The organism is Zafaria sp. Z1313 (genome assembly GCF_050563205.1).
Lineage (GTDB): Bacteria > Actinomycetota > Actinomycetes > Actinomycetales > Micrococcaceae > JAZDCJ01.
The window spans coordinates 52819-75252 of the sequence record NZ_JBNWUK010000005.1 but is presented as its reverse complement, the minus strand read 5'-3'; the positions used below and the strand labels follow the sequence as shown (position 1 = coordinate 75252).

At 63.4% G+C, this 22434-nt stretch carries 14 protein-coding genes; 4 read left to right on the top strand and 10 right to left on the bottom strand.

What is annotated here, in order from left to right; all coding sequences use genetic code 11:
• Nucleotides 1-2 precede the first annotated feature (2 nt).
• The 3 genes from ACQ3I4_RS07070 to ACQ3I4_RS07060 all read right to left on the bottom strand — a co-directional run bounded on the left by ACQ3I4_RS07070 (nucleotide 3) and on the right by ACQ3I4_RS07060 (nucleotide 4548).
• On the bottom strand, nucleotides 3-1109 hold the full coding sequence (locus ACQ3I4_RS07070) for an ABC transporter permease (RefSeq protein ID WP_430633204.1): 1107 nt from the start codon (nucleotides 1107-1109) through the stop codon (nucleotides 3-5).
• Nucleotides 1106-2650 (bottom strand): ABC transporter permease, encoded by a 1545-nt coding sequence (locus tag ACQ3I4_RS07065; RefSeq protein ID WP_430633203.1) that lies wholly within the window; start codon nucleotides 2648-2650, stop codon nucleotides 1106-1108. The genes ACQ3I4_RS07070 and ACQ3I4_RS07065 overlap by 4 nt, the downstream gene beginning before the upstream one ends.
• A 260-nt stretch (nucleotides 2651-2910) precedes the next feature.
• Nucleotides 2911-4548 (bottom strand): ABC transporter family substrate-binding protein, encoded by a 1638-nt coding sequence (locus ACQ3I4_RS07060; protein ID WP_430633202.1) that lies wholly within the window; start codon nucleotides 4546-4548, stop codon nucleotides 2911-2913.
• Between the two features lie 550 nt (nucleotides 4549-5098).
• Between ACQ3I4_RS07060 and ACQ3I4_RS07055 the strand changes: the two genes are divergently transcribed.
• Both ACQ3I4_RS07055 and arfB read left to right on the top strand, forming a co-directional pair.
• Entirely contained in the window at nucleotides 5099-5674 is a 576-nt protein-coding gene (locus ACQ3I4_RS07055; protein ID WP_329860392.1) for a 1-acyl-sn-glycerol-3-phosphate acyltransferase, read from the top strand.
• Between the two features lie 48 nt (nucleotides 5675-5722).
• Nucleotides 5723-6163 (top strand): alternative ribosome rescue aminoacyl-tRNA hydrolase ArfB, encoded by a 441-nt coding sequence (gene arfB / locus ACQ3I4_RS07050; RefSeq protein ID WP_430633201.1) that lies wholly within the window; start codon nucleotides 5723-5725, stop codon nucleotides 6161-6163.
• Between the two features lie 403 nt (nucleotides 6164-6566).
• On the opposite strand, the gene ACQ3I4_RS07045 is transcribed toward arfB, so the two are convergent.
• Nucleotides 6567-6764: a hypothetical protein gene (locus tag ACQ3I4_RS07045; protein WP_430633200.1), complete on the bottom strand. Its 198-nt coding sequence runs from the start codon at nucleotides 6762-6764 to the stop codon at nucleotides 6567-6569.
• A 48-nt stretch (nucleotides 6765-6812) separates the two neighbouring features.
• Between ACQ3I4_RS07045 and ACQ3I4_RS07040 the strand changes: the two genes are divergently transcribed.
• Nucleotides 6813-8213: a hypothetical protein gene (locus ACQ3I4_RS07040; protein WP_329860397.1), complete on the top strand. Its 1401-nt coding sequence runs from the start codon at nucleotides 6813-6815 to the stop codon at nucleotides 8211-8213.
• A 202-nt stretch (nucleotides 8214-8415) separates the two neighbouring features.
• Here ACQ3I4_RS07040 and ACQ3I4_RS07035 read toward each other — a convergent pair whose 3' ends face one another.
• From ACQ3I4_RS07035 to ychF, 6 genes are all read right to left on the bottom strand, one after another.
• Nucleotides 8416-9153, bottom strand: coding sequence for a M48 family metallopeptidase (locus ACQ3I4_RS07035; protein WP_329860398.1), 738 nt, complete (start codon nucleotides 9151-9153; stop codon nucleotides 8416-8418).
• Entirely contained in the window at nucleotides 9140-12241 is a 3102-nt protein-coding gene (locus tag ACQ3I4_RS07030; protein WP_329860399.1) for a type I restriction endonuclease subunit R, read from the bottom strand. The genes ACQ3I4_RS07035 and ACQ3I4_RS07030 overlap by 14 nt, the downstream gene beginning before the upstream one ends.
• Nucleotides 12238-13464: a restriction endonuclease subunit S gene (locus ACQ3I4_RS07025; RefSeq protein WP_329860400.1), complete on the bottom strand. Its 1227-nt coding sequence runs from the start codon at nucleotides 13462-13464 to the stop codon at nucleotides 12238-12240. Before ACQ3I4_RS07025 ends, ACQ3I4_RS07030 begins: the two co-directional genes overlap by 4 nt.
• Nucleotides 13461-15911 (bottom strand): type I restriction-modification system subunit M, encoded by a 2451-nt coding sequence (locus ACQ3I4_RS07020; protein ID WP_329860402.1) that lies wholly within the window; start codon nucleotides 15909-15911, stop codon nucleotides 13461-13463. Before ACQ3I4_RS07020 ends, ACQ3I4_RS07025 begins: the two co-directional genes overlap by 4 nt.
• A gap of 93 nt (nucleotides 15912-16004) precedes the next feature.
• A complete protein-coding gene (locus tag ACQ3I4_RS07015; protein ID WP_329860403.1) occupies nucleotides 16005-19700 on the bottom strand; it encodes a hypothetical protein in 3696 nt (1231 codons plus the stop codon).
• 102 nt (nucleotides 19701-19802) lie between these two features.
• Complete coding sequence (gene ychF, locus ACQ3I4_RS07010; RefSeq protein ID WP_329860405.1) at nucleotides 19803-20912, bottom strand: redox-regulated ATPase YchF; 1110 nt, start codon at nucleotides 20910-20912, stop codon at nucleotides 19803-19805.
• A 371-nt stretch (nucleotides 20913-21283) separates the two neighbouring features.
• On the opposite strand from ychF, the gene ACQ3I4_RS07005 reads away from it, so the two are divergent.
• Nucleotides 21284-22393 (top strand): DNA recombination protein RmuC, encoded by a 1110-nt coding sequence (locus tag ACQ3I4_RS07005; RefSeq protein WP_430633245.1) that lies wholly within the window; start codon nucleotides 21284-21286, stop codon nucleotides 22391-22393.
• The last annotated feature ends 41 nt before the right edge of the window (nucleotides 22394-22434 follow it).

The window sequence follows — 22434 nt, the reverse complement described above, 5'->3', positions numbered from 1 at the left end:
GCCTACGGCTGCCCCGTACCCGGCTGGGCGGTCCCGCCGGAGCCCTGCACCGGCGTCGTACCCGAGGGCTTGTCGTTGGCCGCCGTCGCGGAGCCGTGGACGCCGCGGTCCTTGGCCTTCTTGGCGTTGAACTTCTTCTGCCGCGGGTCGAACGCGTCGCGCAGGCCGTCGCCGATGAAGTTGATGCTGAGGCAGATGGCCACGATGAACAGGCCCGGGAACCAGAACAGCCACGGACGCGTCGTGAACGCCTCCTGGTTGTTGGAGATCAGCGAGCCCAGCGAGACGTCCGGCGCCTTCACTCCGAGGCCCAGGTAGGACAGGCCCGTCTCGAGCAGGATGGCCGAGGCCATCAGCAGCGTCACGTTGACGATGATCACGCCGACCGCGTTGGGCAGGATGTGCTTGAAGATGATCCGCGTGTTGGAGGCGCCCGCGATCCGGGCTGCGTCCACGAACTCGCGCTCGCGCAGGGTCAGGAACTCGCCGCGGACCAGACGGGACAGGCCCGTCCAGATGATGAGGCCGACGAACACGCCGAGCGCGATCGTCGCCGCGTTGCCCTGGACCTGCTGGCCGGCGATGCGGCCCAGGACGGCGGCCAGGAGCAGCAGCGGGATGATGATGATGACGTCGACGAGGCGCATCAGCACGGCCTCGATCCAGCCGCGGAAGTAGCCGGAGACCGCGCCCACGACGACGCCGATGAAGCCGCCGACGGCGCCGATCACGAACATGATCATGATCGACTGCTGCGTGCCGCGCATCGTCATGGCGAAGTAGTCGCGGCCGATCCGGTCCTGGCCGAAGGGGTGGTCGCCCCAGTTGAACAGGTGCACGAACGTCGGTGCGCCGCCGTTGACCTGGCCCGTGAAGCCGGTGTGGTTGTACTTCCACCAGCCGGGGATGCCGGCGAAGCCGATCGAGGTGAACGCGAGGAGCACGATGCCGACGAACACCACCATGGACACGATCGCGGGGGTGTTCCCGAAGAAGCGCTTGCGGATGATGGCGCCCTGGGACAGGCCCTTGGTCTCTTCCTTCAGGACCACGGCCGAGGGCTCTTCCGGCGCCTGGCCGGAGGGGGTCACGGGATTCGCGGTTGTCATGCTTTCACCCTTACGCGTGGATCGAGGACGGAGTAGACGAGGTCGGCGATCAGGTTGAAGACCAGGGCCACGATGCCGACGATCAGGAAGACGCCCATCACGGGGTTCGGATCGGGAATCGGCGCGAGCGAGGCGACGAAGAGGTTGCCCATGCCCGTGAAGGCGAACACCCGCTCGGTGATCACCGCGCCGCCGATGAGTCCGCCGATGTCGAAGGCCACGAGCGTGGCGAGCGGGATGAGCGCGTTGCGGAACGCGTGGCGCATGACGACCGTCCGCTCGGGCAGGCCCTTGGCCCGGGCCGTGCGGATGTAGTCCATCTGCATGATCTCCAGCATCGACGCCCGCGAGTAGCGGGAGTAGGACGCCAGCGAGAGCAGGACCAGGGCGATCGTCGGCAGCAGCAGGTGCGTGAACGTGTCCAGGCTCTGGATCCACCAGTTGCCCTCGAGGTTCGGCGTCGAGGCGCCGATCGTGGCGATCGGCCGGCCGCGGATGCGCCCGTTGTTGAAGTAGTTCGGCCACTCGACCATAAAGCGGTCGAGCACCACGATGCCGGCGATCAGGAAGCCGGCGAGGGCGGCGGCGCGCATCGACTGCCCTCGGTCGAACCCGCCCATGAGCCAGCCGACGGCGCAGCCGACGAGGATGGCCCCGACGGCCAGCAGGACGATCCCGAGGGTCGTGATGCCGCCGAACATCGGGTTGAGCACGTAGTAGCCGACGAGCCCGATCGGCACCATGATGAGCGCCGAGTAGAGGGCCTTGCGGTTCTGCACGCCAGCGGTCAGCTGCGTCACGAGGTACGCGGCGCCGGCGCCGGTCAGGGCGATCAGGATCGGTCCGAGGCCCGGGTTGGTGAACCAGCCGGTCACGGACAGCAGGACCATGAGGCCAGCGGTGACGGCCGCGCCGATGGCGAAGCCGATGATGCGCTTGAGCCAAGTGCCGCTCATGAACAGGACCACCATGACGCCGACGAACGCGGAGCCGATGACGATCGAGGTCGGCGAGAACTGCGGGTCCCGCAGGAAGTTGTTGAAGCCGATCGCGCCGAACTCCTTCAGGAGCACCGCGATCCAGAAGATCGGGAGCGAGAAGAAGAGGAAGGCCATGAAGGTGACCGAGTAGTCCAGGGTGCTGTACTGCTTCAGCGCCGTGATGATGCCAAGCGAGATGCCGATGATGATCGCGAGCACGGTGGCCGCGGTGATCAGCAGGATCGTCTGCCCGGCCGCGCGGGCCAGCGCCTGGGTCACGGGCTCGCCGTTGAGCATGAGCCCCAGGTCGCAGCGGCCGACGAACGGCACGATGCACTGCGCGGCGCCGCCGAGCCACTTGAAGAAGCGGATCGGTGCTGGGGTCGTCAGATCGAGGTTCTCGATCCGCTGCTGCATCAGGGCATCCTTGTTGGGGAGGTTGCTCTCCCTCAGGTCGGCCAGCGGGTCGCCCGAGAGGGCCGTGAGCTGGTAGACGAGGAAGGATGCCCCAAACAAGATGAGTACGGCGGTCACAAGCCGCCGGACGATGTAGGTCACCATGTGAATAGCCTCAGGTTAGGAGTTCCGGGGATCGCCCGGGCTTGCTTTGGCAGAAGTGTAGTTCACCTCACCACACGCCGGAAGCTGAGATATCCCAATCACTTCCGCCCGCGAAGTCAAGGAACAGATGACGCCTTGACCGGGTTCCCCAATGGGTTAAGTCGTTTCGAGCAGCTGTAACGGGGGCACTAGGAAGCGCCGGGACCCAGGTTCCGGTCCCGGCGCTTCCTTCGTGGGTTACCCCAGGTGCTCAGGAGGGGTTAGTTGTCGACCGACCACTCCCAGAAGTTCCACCACACGCCCGTCTGGTTGGGCATGTACTTCACTCCGTCAACGTGCGAGGCGTAGGCGTCCAGGCCGACCGGCTGGAAGAGGGGCAGGCCGTAGCCGGAGTCCCAGATCAGCTTGTCGATCTGGATCTGCAGCCGGTCCTGCTCGTCCGCATCCGGGGTGACGAGGAGCTCGCCCATCAGTTCATCGGCCTCCGGGCTGGAGAATCCGTTGAAGTTGGAGGAGCTTCCGCTGCCGAAGATCTGCGGCACGCCGGTCACGCCGACGCCGGAGGAGATCCAGCCGAAGATCGAGGCGTCGTAGTTGCCCGAGCCGAGCGATGCGCCCCACTCGGAGCCACCGAGGCCGCCGTCGACGATCTTGAAGCCGGCCTGGGTGGCGGACTCCGCGATCAGCGTGTAGGCGTCGACGCGGTTGGGGTTGTCCTTGTTGTACATGATGCGGACTTCCGGCGTGGCTCCGTCGAGGAGCTCCTTGGCCGCATCGATGTCGACGTCCTGGTACTCGGAGGAGCCGTTGTTGGCCACGGACTCGGCGTAGGCCGCGTTCGCCGGGACGAACAGCTGCGAATCCAGCGGGGTCGCCTCGGGATCCATCTTGGACAGGATCGTCTCCACGATCTGCTTGCGCGGGACGGACTTCATAAACGCCTTGCGCACGTTCTCCTCGGCGAAGACGCCGGTGAAGTTCAGGTCAAGGTGGTCGTAGGAGAGCTGCTCGCCCTTCTCGACGACGACCTGGTCACCGAGGGCCTCGAGCTGCTCCAGCGTGTCGGCGGAAGCCTGCGGGGCGATGATGTCGACCTCGCCGTTCTTCAGCGCCGCGACCTGGGCCGGGGCCTCGCCGATGTAGCGGACGACGATCGAGTCGACGTTCGGGATCGGGCCCCAGTTGTAGGCCTCGTTGCGCACGAGGGTCATGGACTGGTCCGGAACGATGCTGTCCACGATGAACGGGCCGGAGGACAGGTACAGGGACTCGTCGCTCGGCATGGACTTCGTGTCGTAGCCCGTGTTCCAGAAGTCGGCCACGGCCTTGAGCTCGGCAACGGGCTCGGCCTTGGGGTTTTCGGGATCGCCCTTCTCCGTCTCGAGGATGAGCTTCGAGAGCGCCTCCTGGTCGATGCCGGCCTTCTCCGCGGCGACGTGCGCCGGGGTCAGGACGCCGAAGGAGATCTCCCAGTCGGCGAACGGCTTCGAGTAGGTCAGGGTGATCGAGCGGTTGTCGTCGCCGACCTCCGGGGTGTCCGTGAGCGCGAGGCCCTCGGTGGTGCCCGCGTAGTCGAAGTAGCGCGTGCCGCCGGTGACGTTGCCCTCGTCGTCGGTCTTCGCGTCATCGAAACGACCGGACGTGATGGCCCACGCGAACAGCATGTCGTCGGCGTCGATCTGCTCGCCGTCGGACCAGGTGACACCTTCGTTGATGGTGTACTTGACCGTCAGCGGATCCTCGCTGAGCAGCTCGTAGGAGCCGAACTGCTCGTTCTTGACGATCTCGAGCTCGTTGCTGATGTAGTTGAAGTTCGCGTTCGTGGTGTAGGCGATCTTGGAGTTGATATCCACATTGCCCTTGGCGGTGTTCGAGTTGAACGAGCTGAATGCGTTCACCTCGACCACGCGCACCTCGCCACCCGAGGGAGCCTCGGTACCGTCGGCACTTCCGGTGTTTTCGGTTCCTGTGCCGGCGGCGCAAGCGCTGAGCGCGAGTGCTGCAGCGGCGCCTACGGCGACAGCCTGGGAAATACGCGTGAAACGCATTCCGCCTCCTTGATGATTGGTGTGTAGCAAGCCAAGCTCTGCACTTGACCCGGACGCCGCCCTCTGCGTGGCGTGTCTCACATGGCAAAACCTTAGACCGTTGACAGGGGTCTTGGATATAAAAATCTCGCTTCAGAATGCGTTGTTACCGAGTCGCAACTTTGTGCGGCATAGGTCACATTTCCCGCACGGATTCCCCGCCCTCGCGCGGATCCCAAGAAACTCAAGGGTTTCTTTCACATTGGGAAAACCCAACCGGCCACCCGGAGTTCAACGAGCGGTTGACAGCGGTCCATTCAAATTGCCCCACATGACTCGGCGTGTCGCTCCCGGCGTGTCGCCGCGGAGGCAGCGGGCGGGGCTGCGCCCCCGACTCCCCCGGTGCCCTACGGTGGGGAGCATGTTCCGTCGCCTCGCAGCCCGCGCATTCTGGTCACTGAGCCCGTGGCGGCTCGAATCCAGCCCGGGGCCCACGCGCCCCACCGTCCTCATCGGCGCGCCGCACACCTCCAACTGGGACTTCGTCCTCATGCTCGCCATCGCCTGGAGCCTCGGCCTCGACGTGCGCTGGCTCGGCAAGAAGAGCCTCTTCCACGGCTGGCGGGGACCGGTCATGCGCGCGCTCGGAGGCATCGCCGTCGACCGTTCCAACCCGGGCGACGTGGTCGCGGAGGTCGTCGAGCGGGTGCGGGCGGGCGAGGTCTTCGGGCTCGTCGTCACCCCCGACGGCACGCGCAAGGGGCACACCCACTGGAAGTCGGGCTTCTACCGGATCGCCCGCGAGACGGGAATGCCGGTCACGCTCGGCTACGTCGACCGCACGACGATGACCACGGGGCTCGGACCCACGCTCGAGCTGACCGGCGACGTCGCCCACGACATGGACCGCGTCCGCGCCTTCTACGGCGACAAGGCGGGCTTCCGCCCGGAGCACCGCGTGGAACCCCGGCTGCGCGAGGAGACCACGGAGGGCTGAGACCCGCCCGGCCTCGCAAGCCGCCGCCGCGTACGGCAGACTCGTGGGGTGGAAGACGTCAACGTACCCGCGGGCCCCGGAGCGCCCGGCGGTCTCAGGATCCCGGCTGGAGAGCTCATCGAGCAGTTCTCCCATGCCTCCGGACCCGGCGGCCAGGGCGTGAACACCACCGACTCGCGGGTCCAGCTGAGCCTCGACCTCGCCACGACGACCGCCCTGAACGAGACCCAGCGCCGACGCGCCCTCGAAAGGCTGGCCGCGCGCCTGACCGGCACCGTGCTGACGATCAGCGCCTCCGAGCACCGCTCGCAGCGCCGGAACAGGAGCGCGGCCCGGCAGCGCCTCGCCGTCGTCCTCCGGGAAGCGATCGCCCCGCCGGCCATCCGGCGCCCGACCAAGCCGACCCTCGGATCGCTGCGCCGGCGCGCGGAACAGCAACGCCGGCGCTCGGAGGTCAAGCGCAACCGCAGGAGGCCGGGACTGGACTGACGCGCGCCCGCCGGCGTTCGGCCACGGCCCGGCTGACGTTCACCAGCGCTGACCCCGGTCCGCGCACGAGGAACTTGCCCCGCTCAGTCCCTTCCTTGACGAACCCGGCAGCCCGGGCAACTGCTCCCGACGCCGGCGTGCATCCAGTACCAGAACCAGCCGCTGCGATGGCCCGCGTCAAGACTCTCGCACACGAGTCCAACGAGGCTGCCCCGGTCCACGACCACCCACGGCCGATGCGACTGATCACGTGAGAGCAGGTGTGCCACGTAGCGCTCGGCGTCGCCCGGCGTCGCGACACTCCCCTGACGCTCCATGTCCGGACTGGACACGAACGCGGCAAGGACCTCCGGGGCGTCGCCGTGCCTCAGCGGCGCGAAGCTCACGTCGAAGGATTCCGAGCTCAAGGACTCAAGAACGCTTCGTGGCTCTCATCTTGAGCTGCTCGCTCTTGCGCATGCCAGAAGACTGTACTGATGTTTTTCGAGACAAGGGCGCTCCCCACTTCAGCGCTGAACTGGCTCAAAATGGCCGCTGAGAGATCGTCTTTACGGACGTCCGCTGACTGACCGGGCTTCAGTTCGACCAAGACAAACTCCACCGGGCAACTATTCCACGCACATACCTGGTGCTCTGCTTGAATGTAGCCATGCCCGATACAACCGACGCGACTCCGCCCGCGCCGCTCTACCTCTTTCGCGCCAAGGGGGCGAACCGGATCAGCCATACGTACGCGTCTCGCATCTCAGAGGCGTTCGATAAGAACGCCGCTCCGACCGTGGGAGCTATCTGCGTAGCCGTACAGGCTGGCCACGGCTCCTTCGATGATCTAGATGATGAGGGTCTGGTTGAGGGCGACTCCATCATTGCCCTCGCGGCTGTCCGCGGGATCGCGGGAGTGGCAAGCGGTACGGTGCGAGCGACACTCACTCCTATTCACCGCCTGCTTGCTCCTGTCCCGCTCCACCCTTCGCAAGATGAGTCCGTCGAACTCGGTGACGTTCCGGCCGACTTCCATTCGCGAAAACTCGAACCCAGAATTGCCTCAGCTCTGATCGCCCACCTCAATAGCCTCGATCCCTCTGTCGCAATCTGGCTGGAGCAGGTGTTCGGCGAACCGCGTACGTTCCCGTCGAAGGTCGAACAGTCCCGGGTGGAGGCGAAGGACGCCGTGCAACTCGCTGCTCAGCTCGCGAAGATCGAACTTCCAGCAGATGCCTTCGTGGTGCCGCCGGCAGAGACCGAGAACGAGACACTGCTCCAAACGCTGCTAAACGCGGGGTACGAATCGGACCTCGAAGAGGAGCTCCTCCCGCTCGACCTTCAGCGCTTCGATGGGAAGCTGGTTGGCGAGCAGCGCGCCGCGAGCGTCACCGTGTTCACGGATAAGTGGGATCAGAAAAAGCTGATCATCATGTCCGTCAACAAGAAGCCGATTGAGCTGGAGCTCGGGGTCGACCTTCTCTACTGGGACCAAATCCACGATTCATTCACCTTCATTCAGTACAAGCGGCTTGAGAAGGTCACCTCGCAGAAATCGTCCGGCGGCCCGGAATGGGCCTACCTGAGGAAACGAGAGATCGAAAAGCAGCTCAAACTGATGCCGATTGGAAAAGGTTCACCAGCGGCGGCTGCTGATTGGCGCGCTTTCGGAACACCGTTCTGGTTTAAGTTTGTTCGCGGCGATGCTGGAAGCGTGCTCGACGGCAAGACCCTCAAAGGGATGCACGTCCCCGCTGACTGGTTGCGGCTTGCGATGGAAGAAGACACATTCAAATCTGGTCCAAAGAAGGGATTTCGTGTCACGTACAACAATGCCAAGTACATCGGGCGAACGGCATTCACGCAGCTAGTCTCCAGGGGATTTGTCGGCACCGCGGGTGCACGATCCAAGGCATTCAAGAAGGTTCTGCGATCAAAGGATCGCGAACTGATCATCGCGGTGCGGACGGAATGGCAGAAAGATGAGGAACCTCTCGACCTGACAAGTGCATCCGGAGAGGCCGGCGGTGCCCGAGTACATACCACGCCTCCCGAATTTCCCTTCTAGGGAACTGGCCTCATCTAGTCCTCAGAGCCAAATTGACCGTCGAGAGGGCCAATGGGGACCCGTCTAGATGTTTTGACCACGGGCGTTAGGTACGCCCGGCATGCCATGGCAACGCCGTCCTGACCCCCGAAGGGCCGGCGCCGGCAGGCGCGCTGCGTCGTGGAGGACAGGGGGCCACTGACCGTGCCGCTGCCTCGCCACCTTACGCCCGCTCGTCTTCGCCCCACTCCTCGTGCCCGAGCGGCGCTTCGTTCAGCTCGTCTCGACGTGCTAGCCAGTCGGGAAGGACCTGGTCCATCAAGGCCACGAACTTCTCACCGTGTCCGCGTTCGAGCAGGTGTGCGAGTTCATGGACGACGATGTACTCCAGGCATCGCGGGTCCTTCTTCGCCAACTCGGGGTTGAGCCAGATCGCCCGTGACGTGGTGACGCAGGTGCCCCACTTGGTCTTCATCCGGCGCACAACGAACCTGTCGGCCTCGACCCCGAGGATCGGCTGCCACTTCTCCAGCAGCGCGGGCACGGCGGCCTTCAGCTCACGCCGGTACCAACGATCGAGTGCCCCGAGCCGCCCGGCGGCGTTGGTTCCTGGTGGGGTGATGACCCAGAGCGTATTGCCCTTGGTCTCGACACCGTACGCACCGCTCGACTTGGAGACGTCGAGGAGATACCGCTGCCCCCACACGTAGTGGGTCTCCCCCGAAAGCATCTTGCGTTCTGTCTGCCTATCAGCGTTCCGAAGCTGCTCCTGCTGACGCTTGATCCACGACAGCCGCTGCACGACCGCAAGCCGGATCGCATCCTCAGTCGTCCGCTGCGGTGCAGCGACCCGCACACGACCCACCGGTGGGTAGACCGAGATGTGCATGTTCTTGATGTCCTTGTAGACGACATCGACACCAAGTCCCGCGACGGTCAGGTAGCCGCTAGCGGTACTCATCGTTGTTCTTCAACAGTTCGATGAACTCCGCCAGGCAGTCCTCTTCGATGCCGGGGAGTTCCTGGCGCAGCTCACGAGCGAGCGCGCGTTCCTTCATCTTGCCGGCACCGGCGTCGGCCCATCCGTGTTCCTTGCTCGACTGGATCCGATGATGCAACGCCTCGTAGTCGAAGACCAGATCGACCGGTCGCCACGTGAAGTCCACGATCGCCCGACGCGCGGGTGTGCTCGCCCATCCCGGGTAGGTCTTGCCGTCTGCTGCTTCTCGGGTACCGACCTTCTTCGTCAGCTCGATGAGTTTGCGAAGGTAGTCCGCATAGTCCTCGGCGTCTTCCTTCTGCTTCTCGATGAGTGCGTCGAGGAGTTCGGACATATGGTCGTAGTAGCGCGGATTCATCGCGTGCTCGTCCACGATGGTCTTGCGGACGTTGTTGATGATCGTCTCCGCGGTGGCCGCGCTGCTGCCCTTGATTCCAGCTGGCAGCGTGTCGACCGCGTCCGGCCCGCGCTCAACAATCAGTTCGACCAAGGTCTTCTCCAAGTCGGCGACCTGTTCAACGGGTTTGGCGTTGATGTAGGTGTCGAGCAGTTGGCGCATCCCGGCCTCGTACTGCTTCATGTCGATGTTCTCACCGGCTCCTGCCTCGACCTCGCTCTTGACGGCGGCGTAGTGAGCGACCTCGTCCTTGATCGACGCGATCTCATCCGCCATGTAGCCGACGGCTTCCATGTCGCTGGCGACGGCTCCGAAGGCGCGCACGAGGGTAGCAACAGACTTGTAGAGCAGGACGCGTTTGGGTTCGTTGTCCTTGATCTGGCCGGCATCACCGGGCGTGGACGCTACAAAGTAGTGCTGGTACTCGAGCGTGCCCTTGGGCGGTACGACCGGCTCGCACAAAGCACGGACGGCGTCGAGAGCCTCCTCGAGATCCTTTCGGTCTTGCTCATTGCGGTCGCTGATCAGCCCGTCGACATCATCGGTCTCGTACTCGCCGAAGGCCTCGGAGGTGTAGTCGGTGACGGTCTTGTCGAGTGACTTGAAGAGGTCACGATAGTCAACGATGTACCCGTAGGTCTTGTCATCGCCGTCGAGACGATTGACGCGGCAGATCGCTTGGAAGAGGCCATGGTCTCGCATCTTCTTGTCGATGTACAGGTACGTCGCGCTCGGCGCATCGAAGCCGGTCAGGAGTTTGTCGACCACAATGAGGAGCCGCATCTGGCCGGGCTCCTTGATGAACTTCTCCTTGACGTCAGTCTCGAACTCTTCAACTCGGCCGATGGCCTTGTCGGGGTGCTCGCCGAAATGGTCGGCAAGCATCTGCCGGTAAATCTCGTACTTGCGGAGCTCCTCCGTGTCCCCCTCGCCCGCGTCTTCCTTGGAGATCGCGGTCGGGTTGGGCTTGTAGCTGGTGACGATCGCGACCTTGCCCTTGAAGCCGCTCTTCACGAAGGCCTCGTAGAACGTGCACGCCTGGTAGACCGAATCGCTCACCAACATGGCGTTGCCCCGCCCGCTGAGCAACCGCGGCTGGGTCTCCATGTCCATGAGGATGTCTTGGACGATCTGCGCCGAGCGGGGTGCAGAGGAGAAGACCTTCTGCATCGTGCCCCACTTCTTCTTCAACCGCGCCTTCGACAAGTCGGTAAGATTTCGGGTCTTGGCGTTAAACCACTTGTCGACCGCCGCAGCCCCCTGAAGCTCCTGCTCGACCTTGCGGGCCTCGTACTTCAAGTCGAGCACGACGCCGTCGCGAACGGCCTCGTCGAACTTGTAGGTGTGGATGAACGACCCGAAGGTCTCGATGCTGGTCTTCTTGTCACTCTTCAGCAACGGCGTCCCAGTGAAGCCGATGAACATCGCCCCGGGCAGCAGGTCCTTCATGACGCGGTGCATCTTGCCGCTCTGGGTGCGGTGAGCCTCGTCGACGAATACAAAGACGTTGCCCTTGGCGCTGAACCCGGCCGGGACCTTGGTCTTGAGTTCCTTCGCGAAGTCCTCGGCGTCATTGTCTCGAGCTCCGTCATCGGTGCCGCGGAACTTGTGCACAAGGGAGCACATGAGCCGTGGGTTGGACGTGTTGAGCATCGCGAGCAAGTCCGCGCCTGACTGGGTGCGGACGATCTTCTCCCCGACCCCGGAGAAGCCGCCCTCGATCTGCTCGTCCAGCTCAGTGCGGTCGGTGATCACCAGGACGCGGGCATCATGCTGGGTCTCCAGGATCCATTTCGCCAGCCACACCATCGTCAGGCTCTTGCCCGACCCTTGGGTGTGCCAGACGATGCCGCCTTCGCGCTTCGCGATCCGGTCCTGCACGGCCCGGACGCCGAAATACTGGTTGTGGCGCGGAGACTTCTTGACGCCCGTATCGTAGACGATGAAGTCGTGGATGATCTCCAGGAAGCGCTCCTTGGAGCACATCTGGGTGATCGCGAGGTCGAGGTCGGCGTTCTCGCCTTCCTCCTTCCACCGCAGCCAGTACTTCTCCGGGGTCTCGATCACCCCGTAATGCAGCCCCTCGACATCGTTGCCCGCGAACAGCATCTGGATGGTCGTGAAGAACGAGCGGACGAAATCGTGGCGCTGGTTGCCGATGTTCTGACGGATGCCGCTGGCGACGCTTACCGTTGAGCGCTTCAGCTCGATCACACCCAGCGCGATGCCGTTGACGTAGAGCACGAGGTCGGGTCGCTTCGTGTGCTCCCCCTTGACCGTGACTTCTTCGGCCACGACGAAATCGTTCATCGCCGGATTGGTCCAGTCGATCAGGTGTACTGACTGGGTGGTCTGGTCGACGTCGGTCTTGACCTTCGCGCCGTATCGGAGCAGCTCATAGACCTTGCGGTTCTGGTCGTACAACGAAGAGCCTCCGCCGAACGCTGCAGCGGTCAGGAGCTGATGTATCGCTCGAGAGACCAGAGCATCGTCGTACCCACGACCGAGCAGGTAAGCGCGGAGCTTGGCTTCATCGACGTTGCGGTTGTCCTGATCCTTAAGGTTCCCGCCGTAGGCGTACTCGAGCTTGTCCTGGAAGAGCTCGACGACCCGCCGTTGTGTCTCGCGTTCTTTCTGACCGACCGCGCTCATGCTTCCTCCGTCACTGGCAGGCGGGTCCGACCCGTCAACAGCTCCTGCATCATCCCGACCTTTACAGCACGCGCAGACTCAAGCCGACGCTCCAGAGCTTCAATCTCAGCATCTGCATGCTGCAAGACATCAGCAATAGCATGCTGCTCAGCCAGCGGCGGAAGTTCGGGTGCAAGGTCGACGAGCTTCGACTTCGCGATGTTGTAGCGTGTCGCACCTTGCGCCAGTGCAGACACCGCCGCGCGACCCTCGCTCGAGCGGAAGTAGTGCGCCAGATACATAGGGTCGATTCGTTGTCGATGGTTCAACCGAAACCCGAAGCAAAAGCTATTCAGAAAAACATCGCCAGAAGTTTCGAAGTCAACAGCCGCAGCCAAGGCTACTTCGTCAGGAGTTTCGGAGGATCCATTGAAGATAATATCCCCGCGTTCGATGCGATTTTGACGCTCGCCCTTCCTCACTCGAACTCTTTCAAGGTGAGTGCCTCGAAGACGCGGCCCCGATATGACTTCCACGAAGGTCACGAACAGCGCTGAACCGGTCCCAAAGTCAGCCTTGCCTTTGCCAATTAGACCCCCATATGTGGACCCAACATCTCGCAATCGGACCGGATCCCAATCGCCAGTGAAGCCGGGAAGGCGGGTGCGGCCGGTGAGGAGCTCCTGCGTCATGCCCTGCTTTACATCACGCTTCTTCGCGATCAGTTTTTCCAACGCCATGATGAGGCCATCCGCATCGCTGAGTACTTCACCAATCGCGCGTTGTTCAGAGTGAGCCGGCACGGGCAGTTCATATCCAGCCAATGCTTCGCGGTTGACCTTGGGGATCCCGCTGCGCATCGACTCACCGACTGCAAAGTTGGTGAAGCGTCGATCAAGCAACACGTTGACGACGTACCGTCCGTCAACCCCATCGCGAGGCTTCAGTGGGTACATGTCCGCACTGCACAGCGCTGGAAATTGGGCGCGATGCGCCTTCATCAGATACGGACGAATCTTGCTGTAAATCACGTCTCCAGGGTCAACGACGTACTTCCCACTGATTGCTCCCTGCTCATGCGCAGAACGGACCGCAAGGAGACGTCCGGTCCCGACTTCAATGTGATCCGGCGCGATGAGTGGCATGTCACGGTACTGCGGCTGCTTTGGATCAACTTGGCCACTACGTATTGCCACCAGATCGAGAAGACGCCGGGTAGTCCAGCCACCGGGCACCACGGTCATGCCTCGATCCCCATGGACGCAAGGTGCGAAACGACGTTCGCACTCAGGCGTTCGACGGAGGCATCCAGCGCATCGATCGTCTTCTCGTATCGGTTAGCGAGCACCTCAAGACGTGCGATCAGAATCTGTCCGAGTGCGGTCACCTCGCCATTGATCTGCTGCTGGAGGGTCGTGCCCCATTTGGCCTCGATGACGAGGTCTTGCACCTCAGCGTCGGTGAGCAGCCTGTACTTGGCGAGGGCCTTCTCGTTGAGCGCAACTGACGCCTCTTTGGCGGCGTTCTTGGCCTTGTCTTCGACTCGATACAGTGCCCCGATTTTCGTGAGCGCCTCGATCTCGTCAGGGTCTCCGCCTAAACCCTTGAGTTCCTTGAGATAGTCGGCCGCAGCCTTCTTCGGGAGCTTACCTTCGTCGTCTGCGGCATCGAACAACAGCCCGCCTTCGACGGTGTTCTCCTCGATGTAGTCAGCAACCGCAAGGGTGGCGGCGTCGCGTGCCTCGGTGAGGCGGTCCAGTTCGGCCTGCTCGGCAGCGAAGTAGCGGGCAATCACATGCTCTGGCGGCAGGAGGTCCATGACCCAGCGCTGCGCCTTCGCACCGGTGCCGAAGATGATTTGGGCGTCTTCGTACTTGGGCTTGTTGTTCTTGTCCTTCCAAGTACGTGCGGCACGCGGCTGCACGGCCTGGGTCCACCCTTCACTGACGATCAGCGACAAGTCGTCGTGCATGACGTGGTTCCAGTAGCTCATCAACTGCTCGTAGACGCCATACTCGTCGATCAGCGGTCGTGACCGAAACGCATCCAAAAGTGCCTCGGAGATGTCGTGGATAAGGTCAGCGGGTTTGGTGTCCGGTTCGATCTTTTCGAGCAGATCGCGCTTGTTCACCCACCACTGCCTCGCCGTATTCGCGGTGTCGTGATCGAAAGCTTTGTACTCAACGGAGCAGGTGACTAGCGGCCCGATCTCGCCCGGCTCGACATTCAACTCCGAGTAGCTGTCACGCAGCGGCCCGAAGAGTTCGCTGCGGAGGCTCGGAAACGCATCCCAGTAGGGCTGGAGTGCGTCGAGGTCACGGTTCGGGATGCCGCCGTGCATGTGGGCACGGAGGTCCTGGATGTCTTCAGGTTCGGCGGAGTCGATGTAGCGCGGGATGTTGAGGTTGTAGTCGTTCTTCGGATCCGCGATCTCGCTGATCGGCACCATTCGGGAGTAGCGGGAGATTTCTTTGCCGCTGGTGTAGGCGTCGACAATCTTGTGCATGTCACGCGGACGCAGTCGGTTCTTCGGGCCGTCCTTGGCGAAGCCCTTGCTCGCATCGATCATGAAGATGCCGGTGCGTGCCTGGGCGTCTTCCTTGTCGAGCACGATCAGGCAGGCAGGGATGCCGGTGCCGTAGAAGAGGTTCGCGGGCAGACCGATGATCGCCTTGATGTAGCCACGCTTGATGAGCTCGGTGCGGATCCTCGCCTCTGAGTTCCCACGGAACAGCACACCGTGCGGGAGGACGACGGCGCCCTTGCCTCGTGGCCGCAACGACTTGACCATGTGCAGGAGGAACGCGTAGTCGCCATTCTTGTCAGGTGGCGTGTCGAAGCCATCGAAACGACCAAAGGAGAAGTCGAATCCATTGCGCCAGGTTTTGACCGAAAATGGCGGGTTGGCCACGAGATAGTCAAACGTCTGGAGGTTGCCGTTGTAAGTAAACTTCGGGCTGGCCAGCGTGTTGCCCTGGCGCAGGTCGTGGGTCTCGTTGCCGTGCAGGATCATGTTCATCCGCGCGAGCGCCCAAGTGGCGTTGTCGTTCTCCTGGCCGTAGATGGTCAGCCCGTTCGGTGCGGCGTCGGCGACCTTGATCAGCAGTGATCCGGAGCCGCAGGTCGGGTCGTACACGGTAGTGGACTTCGGAGTATCTGCCGGGATCTCGAGCAACTGTGCCATCACGCGGGAGACTTCGGCTGGGGTATAGAACTGGCCCTTGCTCTTACCTGACTGGGTGGCGAAGTGCCGCATAAGGTACTCGTAGGCGTCACCCAGGAGGTCGTCGCCCTCGGCTTTGGAGCCGGTGAAGTCCATGTCCTGGAAGATGCCGATCAGGTTCGAGACCTTGTCCTGCAACTCTTTGCCGGAGCCCAGCTTGGCAGGGTCGTCGAAGTTTGCGTTGTTGATGACACCCAGCAGGTCGTTCTCCTCGGCGAGACGCCTGATCGCGATGTTGACCTTTTCCCCGACGTCGGGCTTGCCTTTGAGCGAGATCAGGTAGTCGAAGGAGCCGTCGTCGGGGACGTAGATGAGGGCCGACTTGTCGGCCTTTGCCTTGTCCGAAACGTACTTCACGAACAGCAGGGTGAGCACGTAATCCTTGTACTGGCTGGCATCCATTGACCCGCGCAGTTCGTCGGCGCTGCTCCACAGTGAGGAATACAGATCAGATTTCTTCAGCGCCACAGCTCACTCTTTCTACTTTCAAATTCATATATCTCTGTCCGAGAGAGGTCTCGCCGAAGAGAACGGCCCGCGGCGGTTCTCTTCGGCGAGGTGTCACACAAGGTTCCGGACCTTTCGTCCGCGCCCGATCATCTTTTGCACGATCTCGATCCTCCCGCCGGCTTCAAGCCGCCCGAACAGCGTCTCGTTCGACGATCCTCTGGGCAGGTCGAACTCTGTCCCGGGACCTGCCACAAGCATGTCGTATGGCTGGCCGAGCGATGCGAGGATCTCTGCCAGGTCCCTTGGACTGGTGTCTCTCGCCTGCACCAGTTGGGGCAAGACTGCCTCCGGGGCCCGCGTGACACGAGCGATGCGCCGGACCTCCTCGAGGGGTAACCAGATCCGGTTGGCGCTCGCGTAACGTCCTGCAGCACGAAGGGCTCTCGCGTCGTCAGCGGGCACGTAGTCTCCGATGCACTCGACCACGATCCGACGCAGCGCATCGGGAGTCCGCTGACTCTCCACGAACTCGCCGACGAAACCCGCCACGAGAGCTGGTGCCATGAACTCCAAGACCTTCTCGGACACCGCGAAAGCCTCCGAGACGGCTTTCCAACCGCCCTTCGCGAAATGGGCGAACGTCTCGTAGTCATCTGGCAGGATTTTCTCCTCCAGCGCTCGGGCGAAGAGCTGGTCGGGGCTCGGCGTCACCTTGGCCAGCTCGATCTCAGACACGAGATCCAACTGCTTGACGAGCTGGACCCGGGCCTGCGCCGTGAGATGCGTCGAAGCGTTCAGCAGGCGGACCGCGAGGACGTCCCTGTCCTCATCCGCGACCTTCTCAACCTCGCGCAGCTCGACCGCACCTGCCCCGTCCGCGGTCAGAAGACCGGACAGATGTTCGTCCACCCCATGAGCCTGCACGTAAACCCACACGTTGGAGACCGTTGGACTCATGAGACCCGCTTCGACGATCCTGGGCCAGGTCGACGGGGGGACGTCCTCGATATCCTCGATCGCGGCGGAAGCGGCGCTACCGAAGATGACGTCGCGCAGCTGGTCAGCCGTCCATGCTTCGTGCTGCTCGTTGATGACCTCGACCAGTGCGGACTCCGTGAGCACGATCCGCTGCGGCGACTCGCCAACCTGCATCGCGACGATGTAGTCCTCGATGTGGTTACTGCAGAACTCCCACACACTCGGCTTCTTTCGTACCTCGTCAAGCGTCGGAGCGACGTCGATCCCAAGAGCCAACTGCAGATTCGGCACGGTGATCCGGTACATGTGCGCGGCCACCACGCGGTCCCGGAGCAAGTCACTCAAATCGCCGAGGTCAGCGAAGCACAGTCCAAGGTCCTCGAGTATCGCAAAGACCCGCTCAGTCTGAGACGCCGTCAGGTTCTTACGGACGGCGGTGAGCCGCGGATAGGTAGACTCAATCAGCGCCCGCGAAGACCTGCCGAAGTCATAGGCGTCGACCTCAAGCGCGTTCAGGAGAACTGCGTCCAACAGCCTCACCCGCGTCTCTTCATCCGGGATTCCGGGATGACCTGCGACGTACTCGAACACGTCACGCCAGGGATGCAACGTCAGTTGCCGGATGAGAAGATCCCCCGGGACGTCGGGGGTGTTAAGGAACGCATTGAGAAACGCCTGGACGTCCCGGCTATCGTGGGTGGCGATGTACTCGACCAACCGCTTGGCGTCCTCGGGCCTCTTCACAAGGAGGTATGACGCCACCTGGACATTCAGCGCGCTCACGGTGCTCGTGAAGTCCGCCGGTACCTGCTCGAGCAAGTTGCTGATCGCGTTCTCGGAGGTGAACTCGTAGTCGAGGTACATCTCGTTCGGCTGGACACTGTGATTGTAGAAGAACGCCACGTCGACCCCCACGAATTTGCCGTAGAAGATCGCGGAGTACTCGGCGTAGTTGCGTGTGATGAGGCCTCGCCGCACGAGGTCGCGCGCCAGCTCCGACTCAAGCACGTCCGTGATGTGCCGGTCGAAACTCATCCGTCCCTTCGGCACGCGCTCGTACCGGGCCAACCCATCAAAGTCAGCACCCCGCAGCATCGCGATGTCCTGGTCGTACTGACGAAGCAGGCGCTCGAGCTCGGTGGGGGCCGGATCGAGCCACTGCTCCGAAGCCATGACCTCAGGAAAGACGCGGCTGATACGTTCGGTATTGAGTGTCACCGTAGTTCCGCTGTGTTGCTGGACGATAGAGAATGATTTCGTCTTGGCGACGTCTTCCCAGAACTCCACCTTATCGACGGCATCGAACGCATAGCTCTGGCCACCAACAGTGACCGAGGCATAGGGCCAGCGATTATGGGCAGGGAACATGTCCTTGATGTGGCGGAGCCTGTTCCCCAGCTCCACCGCGATGGCCTCTTTCCGCTCGCGCTGCTCCTCGGTCCTCATCCGTTTGCGTCGCTGCTCCTGCAGACCCTCGATCAGAGCCCTGACCTCGTCGCGATGGAGCCGTTCGAGCTCATCAAGCGTGCTCGTGCGCTGCGAGATGGCTTCGAAGTCGGCGAGGTGGAAGTTTTTGTACGCGACAAGTGCGAAAAGATGGTCTGCTGTCATGCCGGGCGCGGGGTTCTTCGTCCACAGCAGGTGCTCGGCGAATACCACGAACTCGTTGCAGATGTTTTTCATCAAGCGCATGTCAGTGGTGTGCCGTGCGACCAGATCGAGAAGCGGCCGTGACACGAAGTCTTCGGCGAAACCGAGCTTCATCATCTCACCGACGAGGAGGTCACGGGCGTTGCGGTGCGATATGAACGGCACCATGGGAACGACGATTTCGAAAAACTTGGTCCGGTTCGCACGCCGGACTGCAGCTGTAGCGATGTCGAGCCGAGGCTTCGCGCTGGCCTTGGGGCTGTCCTGGTTGTCACTGGTTTTGGCCTCGCCGTCCTTGGACTTTTCCTCTCCGTCCTTGGATTCCGTCTCCTTGCCGAGCTGCTCGAACAGGCTGTCCTTGATGGCGTAGATGAACCGCAGAGGCTCGTCGCTGGCCTGCCAGTTCGCGGAAGCATTGATGAGGGTGTTCAGTTCGCGGAGCGAGTCGAAGATCTGCGGGTCTTCGAAGCGGTCCAGATCCTCGAAGATCGCATACTTCGGCTTGACGGTGTCAAAGAATGCAACGATCTCGTCGAGAAAGCTGTCGAAGTAGGTAGTCGGGCCTTCGCCCAGGGCGATCTTGGTGCCGGCGGTCGTGACTTCAGAGACGATCCGGTCGCCGATGATCCAGCGAACTGCCCACAGGGACACCAGCACGAGGCCAAACAGCAGTCCTGCCCGGATGATATACCCGGGCAGGTCAGCGGCCGGGTCCGGCCAGCCAGGTCCGGAGCGCACCCCAAGCACCCACAGAAGCCCTAGGCTGACCACGCTCGCACAGAGGGCATGGACGAAGGCCTTGCCCCTGGTCAGGGGTTTAGGCCTGGCAAACCTGGATCGACGGATCTTACCTGGTTTCAGCCGGTAGACGAGCTGCTTGACCAGTTCCTTCTGGATCCGGTTGGTCAGGTCCTCGTCGTCCTTATCCGGGCCGAGCGTGTTGATGCTGATGCGGACCGTGGTTTGCTGGTGCTTCTCCTGAAAGGCATCCAGCACGCTGGACTTGCCGGCTCCGTAGCGGCCGGTGAGGGCGATGTTGCGGTTCCTCTTGTCGAGGACCGCTTCTTCAAGGTGCCGCACGTAGATCTCGTGCTGGCCGCCCTTGAACTCAGGGGCGAGGCTGCTCAGCTTGATCGGCTGCCCCGGTGCCCCCGGGTGGCTCGGGCGTTCCTCGGCCACGGTTCCTCTTCCCCAAAAAAAAGCCTTCGACGTAATCAGTGCCCCACTTCAGAAGCGCGATCGGGCGCGCCTCTGAAGCTGGATATCAGGTGGTTCTCTGACCTATTTCTTGCCTTGGCTCGCAGAGGTTATTCCGTGACGGAACTCCACGACGTCGCCGTCCTTCATCACGTAGTCCTTGCCCTCGATCCGAGCCTTGCCCGCGGACTTGGCCGCCGCGACGGAACCGGCCTCGACGAGATCCTCGAACCCGATGACCTCGGCCTTGATGAAGCCGCGCTGGAAGTCGGTGTGGATGACGCCGGCGGCCTGCGGCGCGGTGTCGCCCTGGTGGATGGTCCAGGCTCGGGTTTCCTTGGGACCGGCGGTCAGGTACGTCTGCAGGCCCAGCGTGTCGAAGCCGACGCGGGCAAGCTTGTCCAACCCCGACCCCTCGTAGCCGGCGTCCTCGAGCATCTCCGCGGCTTCCTCCTCGGTCAGCTCGGCCAGTTCGGACTCGAACTGCGCGTCGAGGAAGATCGCCTCGGCCGGGGCCACGAGCGCCGCCAGCTCCTGCTGCATCTCGGTGTTGGCCAGCCCGGCCTCGTCGGTGTTGAACACGTAGATGAAGGGCTTGGTGGTCATGAGCTGCAGGGGTGCGAGCTCGGCGAGGTCGATCTTCGCAGCCGCGGCGCCGGCGTAGAGTGTGGCACCGGACTCCAGGACCTTCTGCGCCTGCTTCACCACGTCGATGAATGAGGCCTCGATCTTCTTCGCGCGCAGGTCCTTTTCAAGGCGCGGCAGCTGGTTCTCGATGGTCTGCAGGTCGGCCAGTATCAGCTCGGTGGAGATCGTCTCGATGTCCGAGGCGGGGCTGACCTCCCCGTCGACGTGGACCACGTCGGAGTCCTCGAAGGCGCGGGTCACCTGGCAGATCGCGTCGGCCTCGCGGATGTTTGCGAGGAACTTGTTGCCCAGCCCCTCGCCCTCGGAGGCGCCCTTGACGATGCCGGCGATGTCCACGAAGGACACGGTGGCCGGCAGGATGCGCTCGCTGCCGAAGATGCCCGCGAGAACCTTCAGCCGCGGATCCGGCAGCGGCACGACGCCGACGTTCGGCTCGATGGTCGCGAACGGATAGTTCGCCGCGAGCACCTGCGCGCGGGTCAGGGCGTTGAAGAGGGTTGACTTGCCGACGTTGGGCAGTCCGACGATTCCGATAGTAAGAGCCACGGGAGTCGATTCTACCGGCCTACCGCGGCACCTCGCGATCCGGCGGGCGGGATGTGAGCGATCTCCACCGGGCGTTGCGCCAAAGTGTCGGTGGCGGCTGGCACAGTGGGGGCATGGACAATTCCACGTTCTTGGTCCCGGTGTTGACCCTGCTGCTGGGCGCCGTTGCGGGCGCAGCGGGCGCCTGGTGGCTGCTGCGCGGCCGCTTGGAGACGTTGCGCGAGGAGAACGACGACGTAGCCCACCGTTTGGGGTCCGCGTCCAGCGAGCTGGCCGCCGCCCAGGCCGAGTCCCGCCTGCTGCGCCAACGCGCCGCGGAGGACCGGGAACGCGAACTCGAGGACCAGGCCTTGCTGCAGGCTCTGGCCCCGGTGGCGGAGAAGCTGCGCCAGGTCCAGCACCAGGTCTCCGTGCTCGAGCGGGACCGGGTGGAACAGTTCGGCCAGCTGAGCCAGCAGCTGGCGACGGCGGCGGAGCAGGACGCCGCGCTGCTGCGGACCACCTCTTCGCTTGCGGGCGCGCTGCGCAACAACGCCACGCGGGGCACCTGGGGCGAGGTGCAGCTGCGCCGGGTCGTGGAGGCCGCCGGCATGCTCGCGCACGTGGACTTCTCCGAGCAGGTCGTCTCCGCCAGTGGGCAGCGCCCGGACATGGTGGTCAACCTGCCCGGCGGGAAATCGGTCGCCGTGGACTCGAAGGTCCCGTTGGGCGCCTACCTGGAGGCCCAGGAACTGTCCTCGGAGTCCGCTCCCGAGCAGCGCGACCGCCAGCGCGAACGGCTGACCGCGCACGCCAAGGCCCTGCGGTCGCATGTCGACGCACTGGGGTCGAAGAAGTATTGGGAGGGTCTGCCGGGCAGCCCCGAACTGGTCGTCTGCTTCCTGCCGGCCGAGTCGTTCCTGGCCGCCGCCCTGCAGGCCGATTCCAGCTTGATGGACCACGCGTTCTCCCAGAACGTCGTTCTGGCCTCACCGGCGACGCTGCTCTCGATCCTCAAGGGACTCGCCGTGGCATGGCGCCAGGAACTGCTGACGGACAACGCCCGTGCGCTGTTCGAGCAATCGAGGGAACTCTACGAGCGCCTCGGCACCATGGGCGGGCACCTGACCAAGCTGGGCGGCTCCTTGAAATCGAGCGTCGAACGCTACAACTCGCTCATCGGCACCCTCGAGTCCAGGGTCCTGCCCTCGGCGCGGCGCATCCAGGACCTCGACCCCGGCCTGGGCGCCTCGGCCGCGGGACAGCAGTTGTTCGCGCTGGCCCCCGTAGAGTCCACGCCGCGCGTCCTCAGCGCCTCAGAGCTCCTCGACGCCCAACACCTGGCCGAGAACGCCTCGACCGGCCCGGCCCCGTCCACGCCCCGCGCCCAGACATCTGGGGCCCAGCTCTCCGACGCCCACACATCTGACGCCCAGATCTCCGGCGCCCAGACATCCGACGATCTGGCCGACGACGAGTCAGGAACCGCGGCCACCGCCTGACCGCGCCCGCGGGCCCTGCGGCCCCCACCACCTCCGTCCAC

What these genes read in the sequence shown, in the direction of transcription:
- ACQ3I4_RS07070 (WP_430633204.1), bottom strand. Translation starts at nt 1,109, where the DNA reads ATGACAACCGCGAATCCCGTGACCCCCTCCGGCCAGGCGCCGGAAGAG.
- ACQ3I4_RS07065 (WP_430633203.1), bottom strand. Translation starts at nt 2,650, where the DNA reads ATGGTGACCTACATCGTCCGGCGGCTTGTGACCGCCGTACTCATCTTG.
- ACQ3I4_RS07055 (WP_329860392.1), top strand. Translation starts at nt 5,099, where the DNA reads ATGTTCCGTCGCCTCGCAGCCCGCGCATTCTGGTCACTGAGCCCGTGG.
- ACQ3I4_RS07040 (WP_329860397.1), top strand. Translation starts at nt 6,813, where the DNA reads ATGCCCGATACAACCGACGCGACTCCGCCCGCGCCGCTCTACCTCTTT.
- ACQ3I4_RS07035 (WP_329860398.1), bottom strand. Translation starts at nt 9,153, where the DNA reads ATGAGTACCGCTAGCGGCTACCTGACCGTCGCGGGACTTGGTGTCGAT.
- ACQ3I4_RS07030 (WP_329860399.1), bottom strand. Translation starts at nt 12,241, where the DNA reads ATGAGCGCGGTCGGTCAGAAAGAACGCGAGACACAACGGCGGGTCGTC.
- ACQ3I4_RS07025 (WP_329860400.1), bottom strand. Translation starts at nt 13,464, where the DNA reads ATGACCGTGGTGCCCGGTGGCTGGACTACCCGGCGTCTTCTCGATCTG.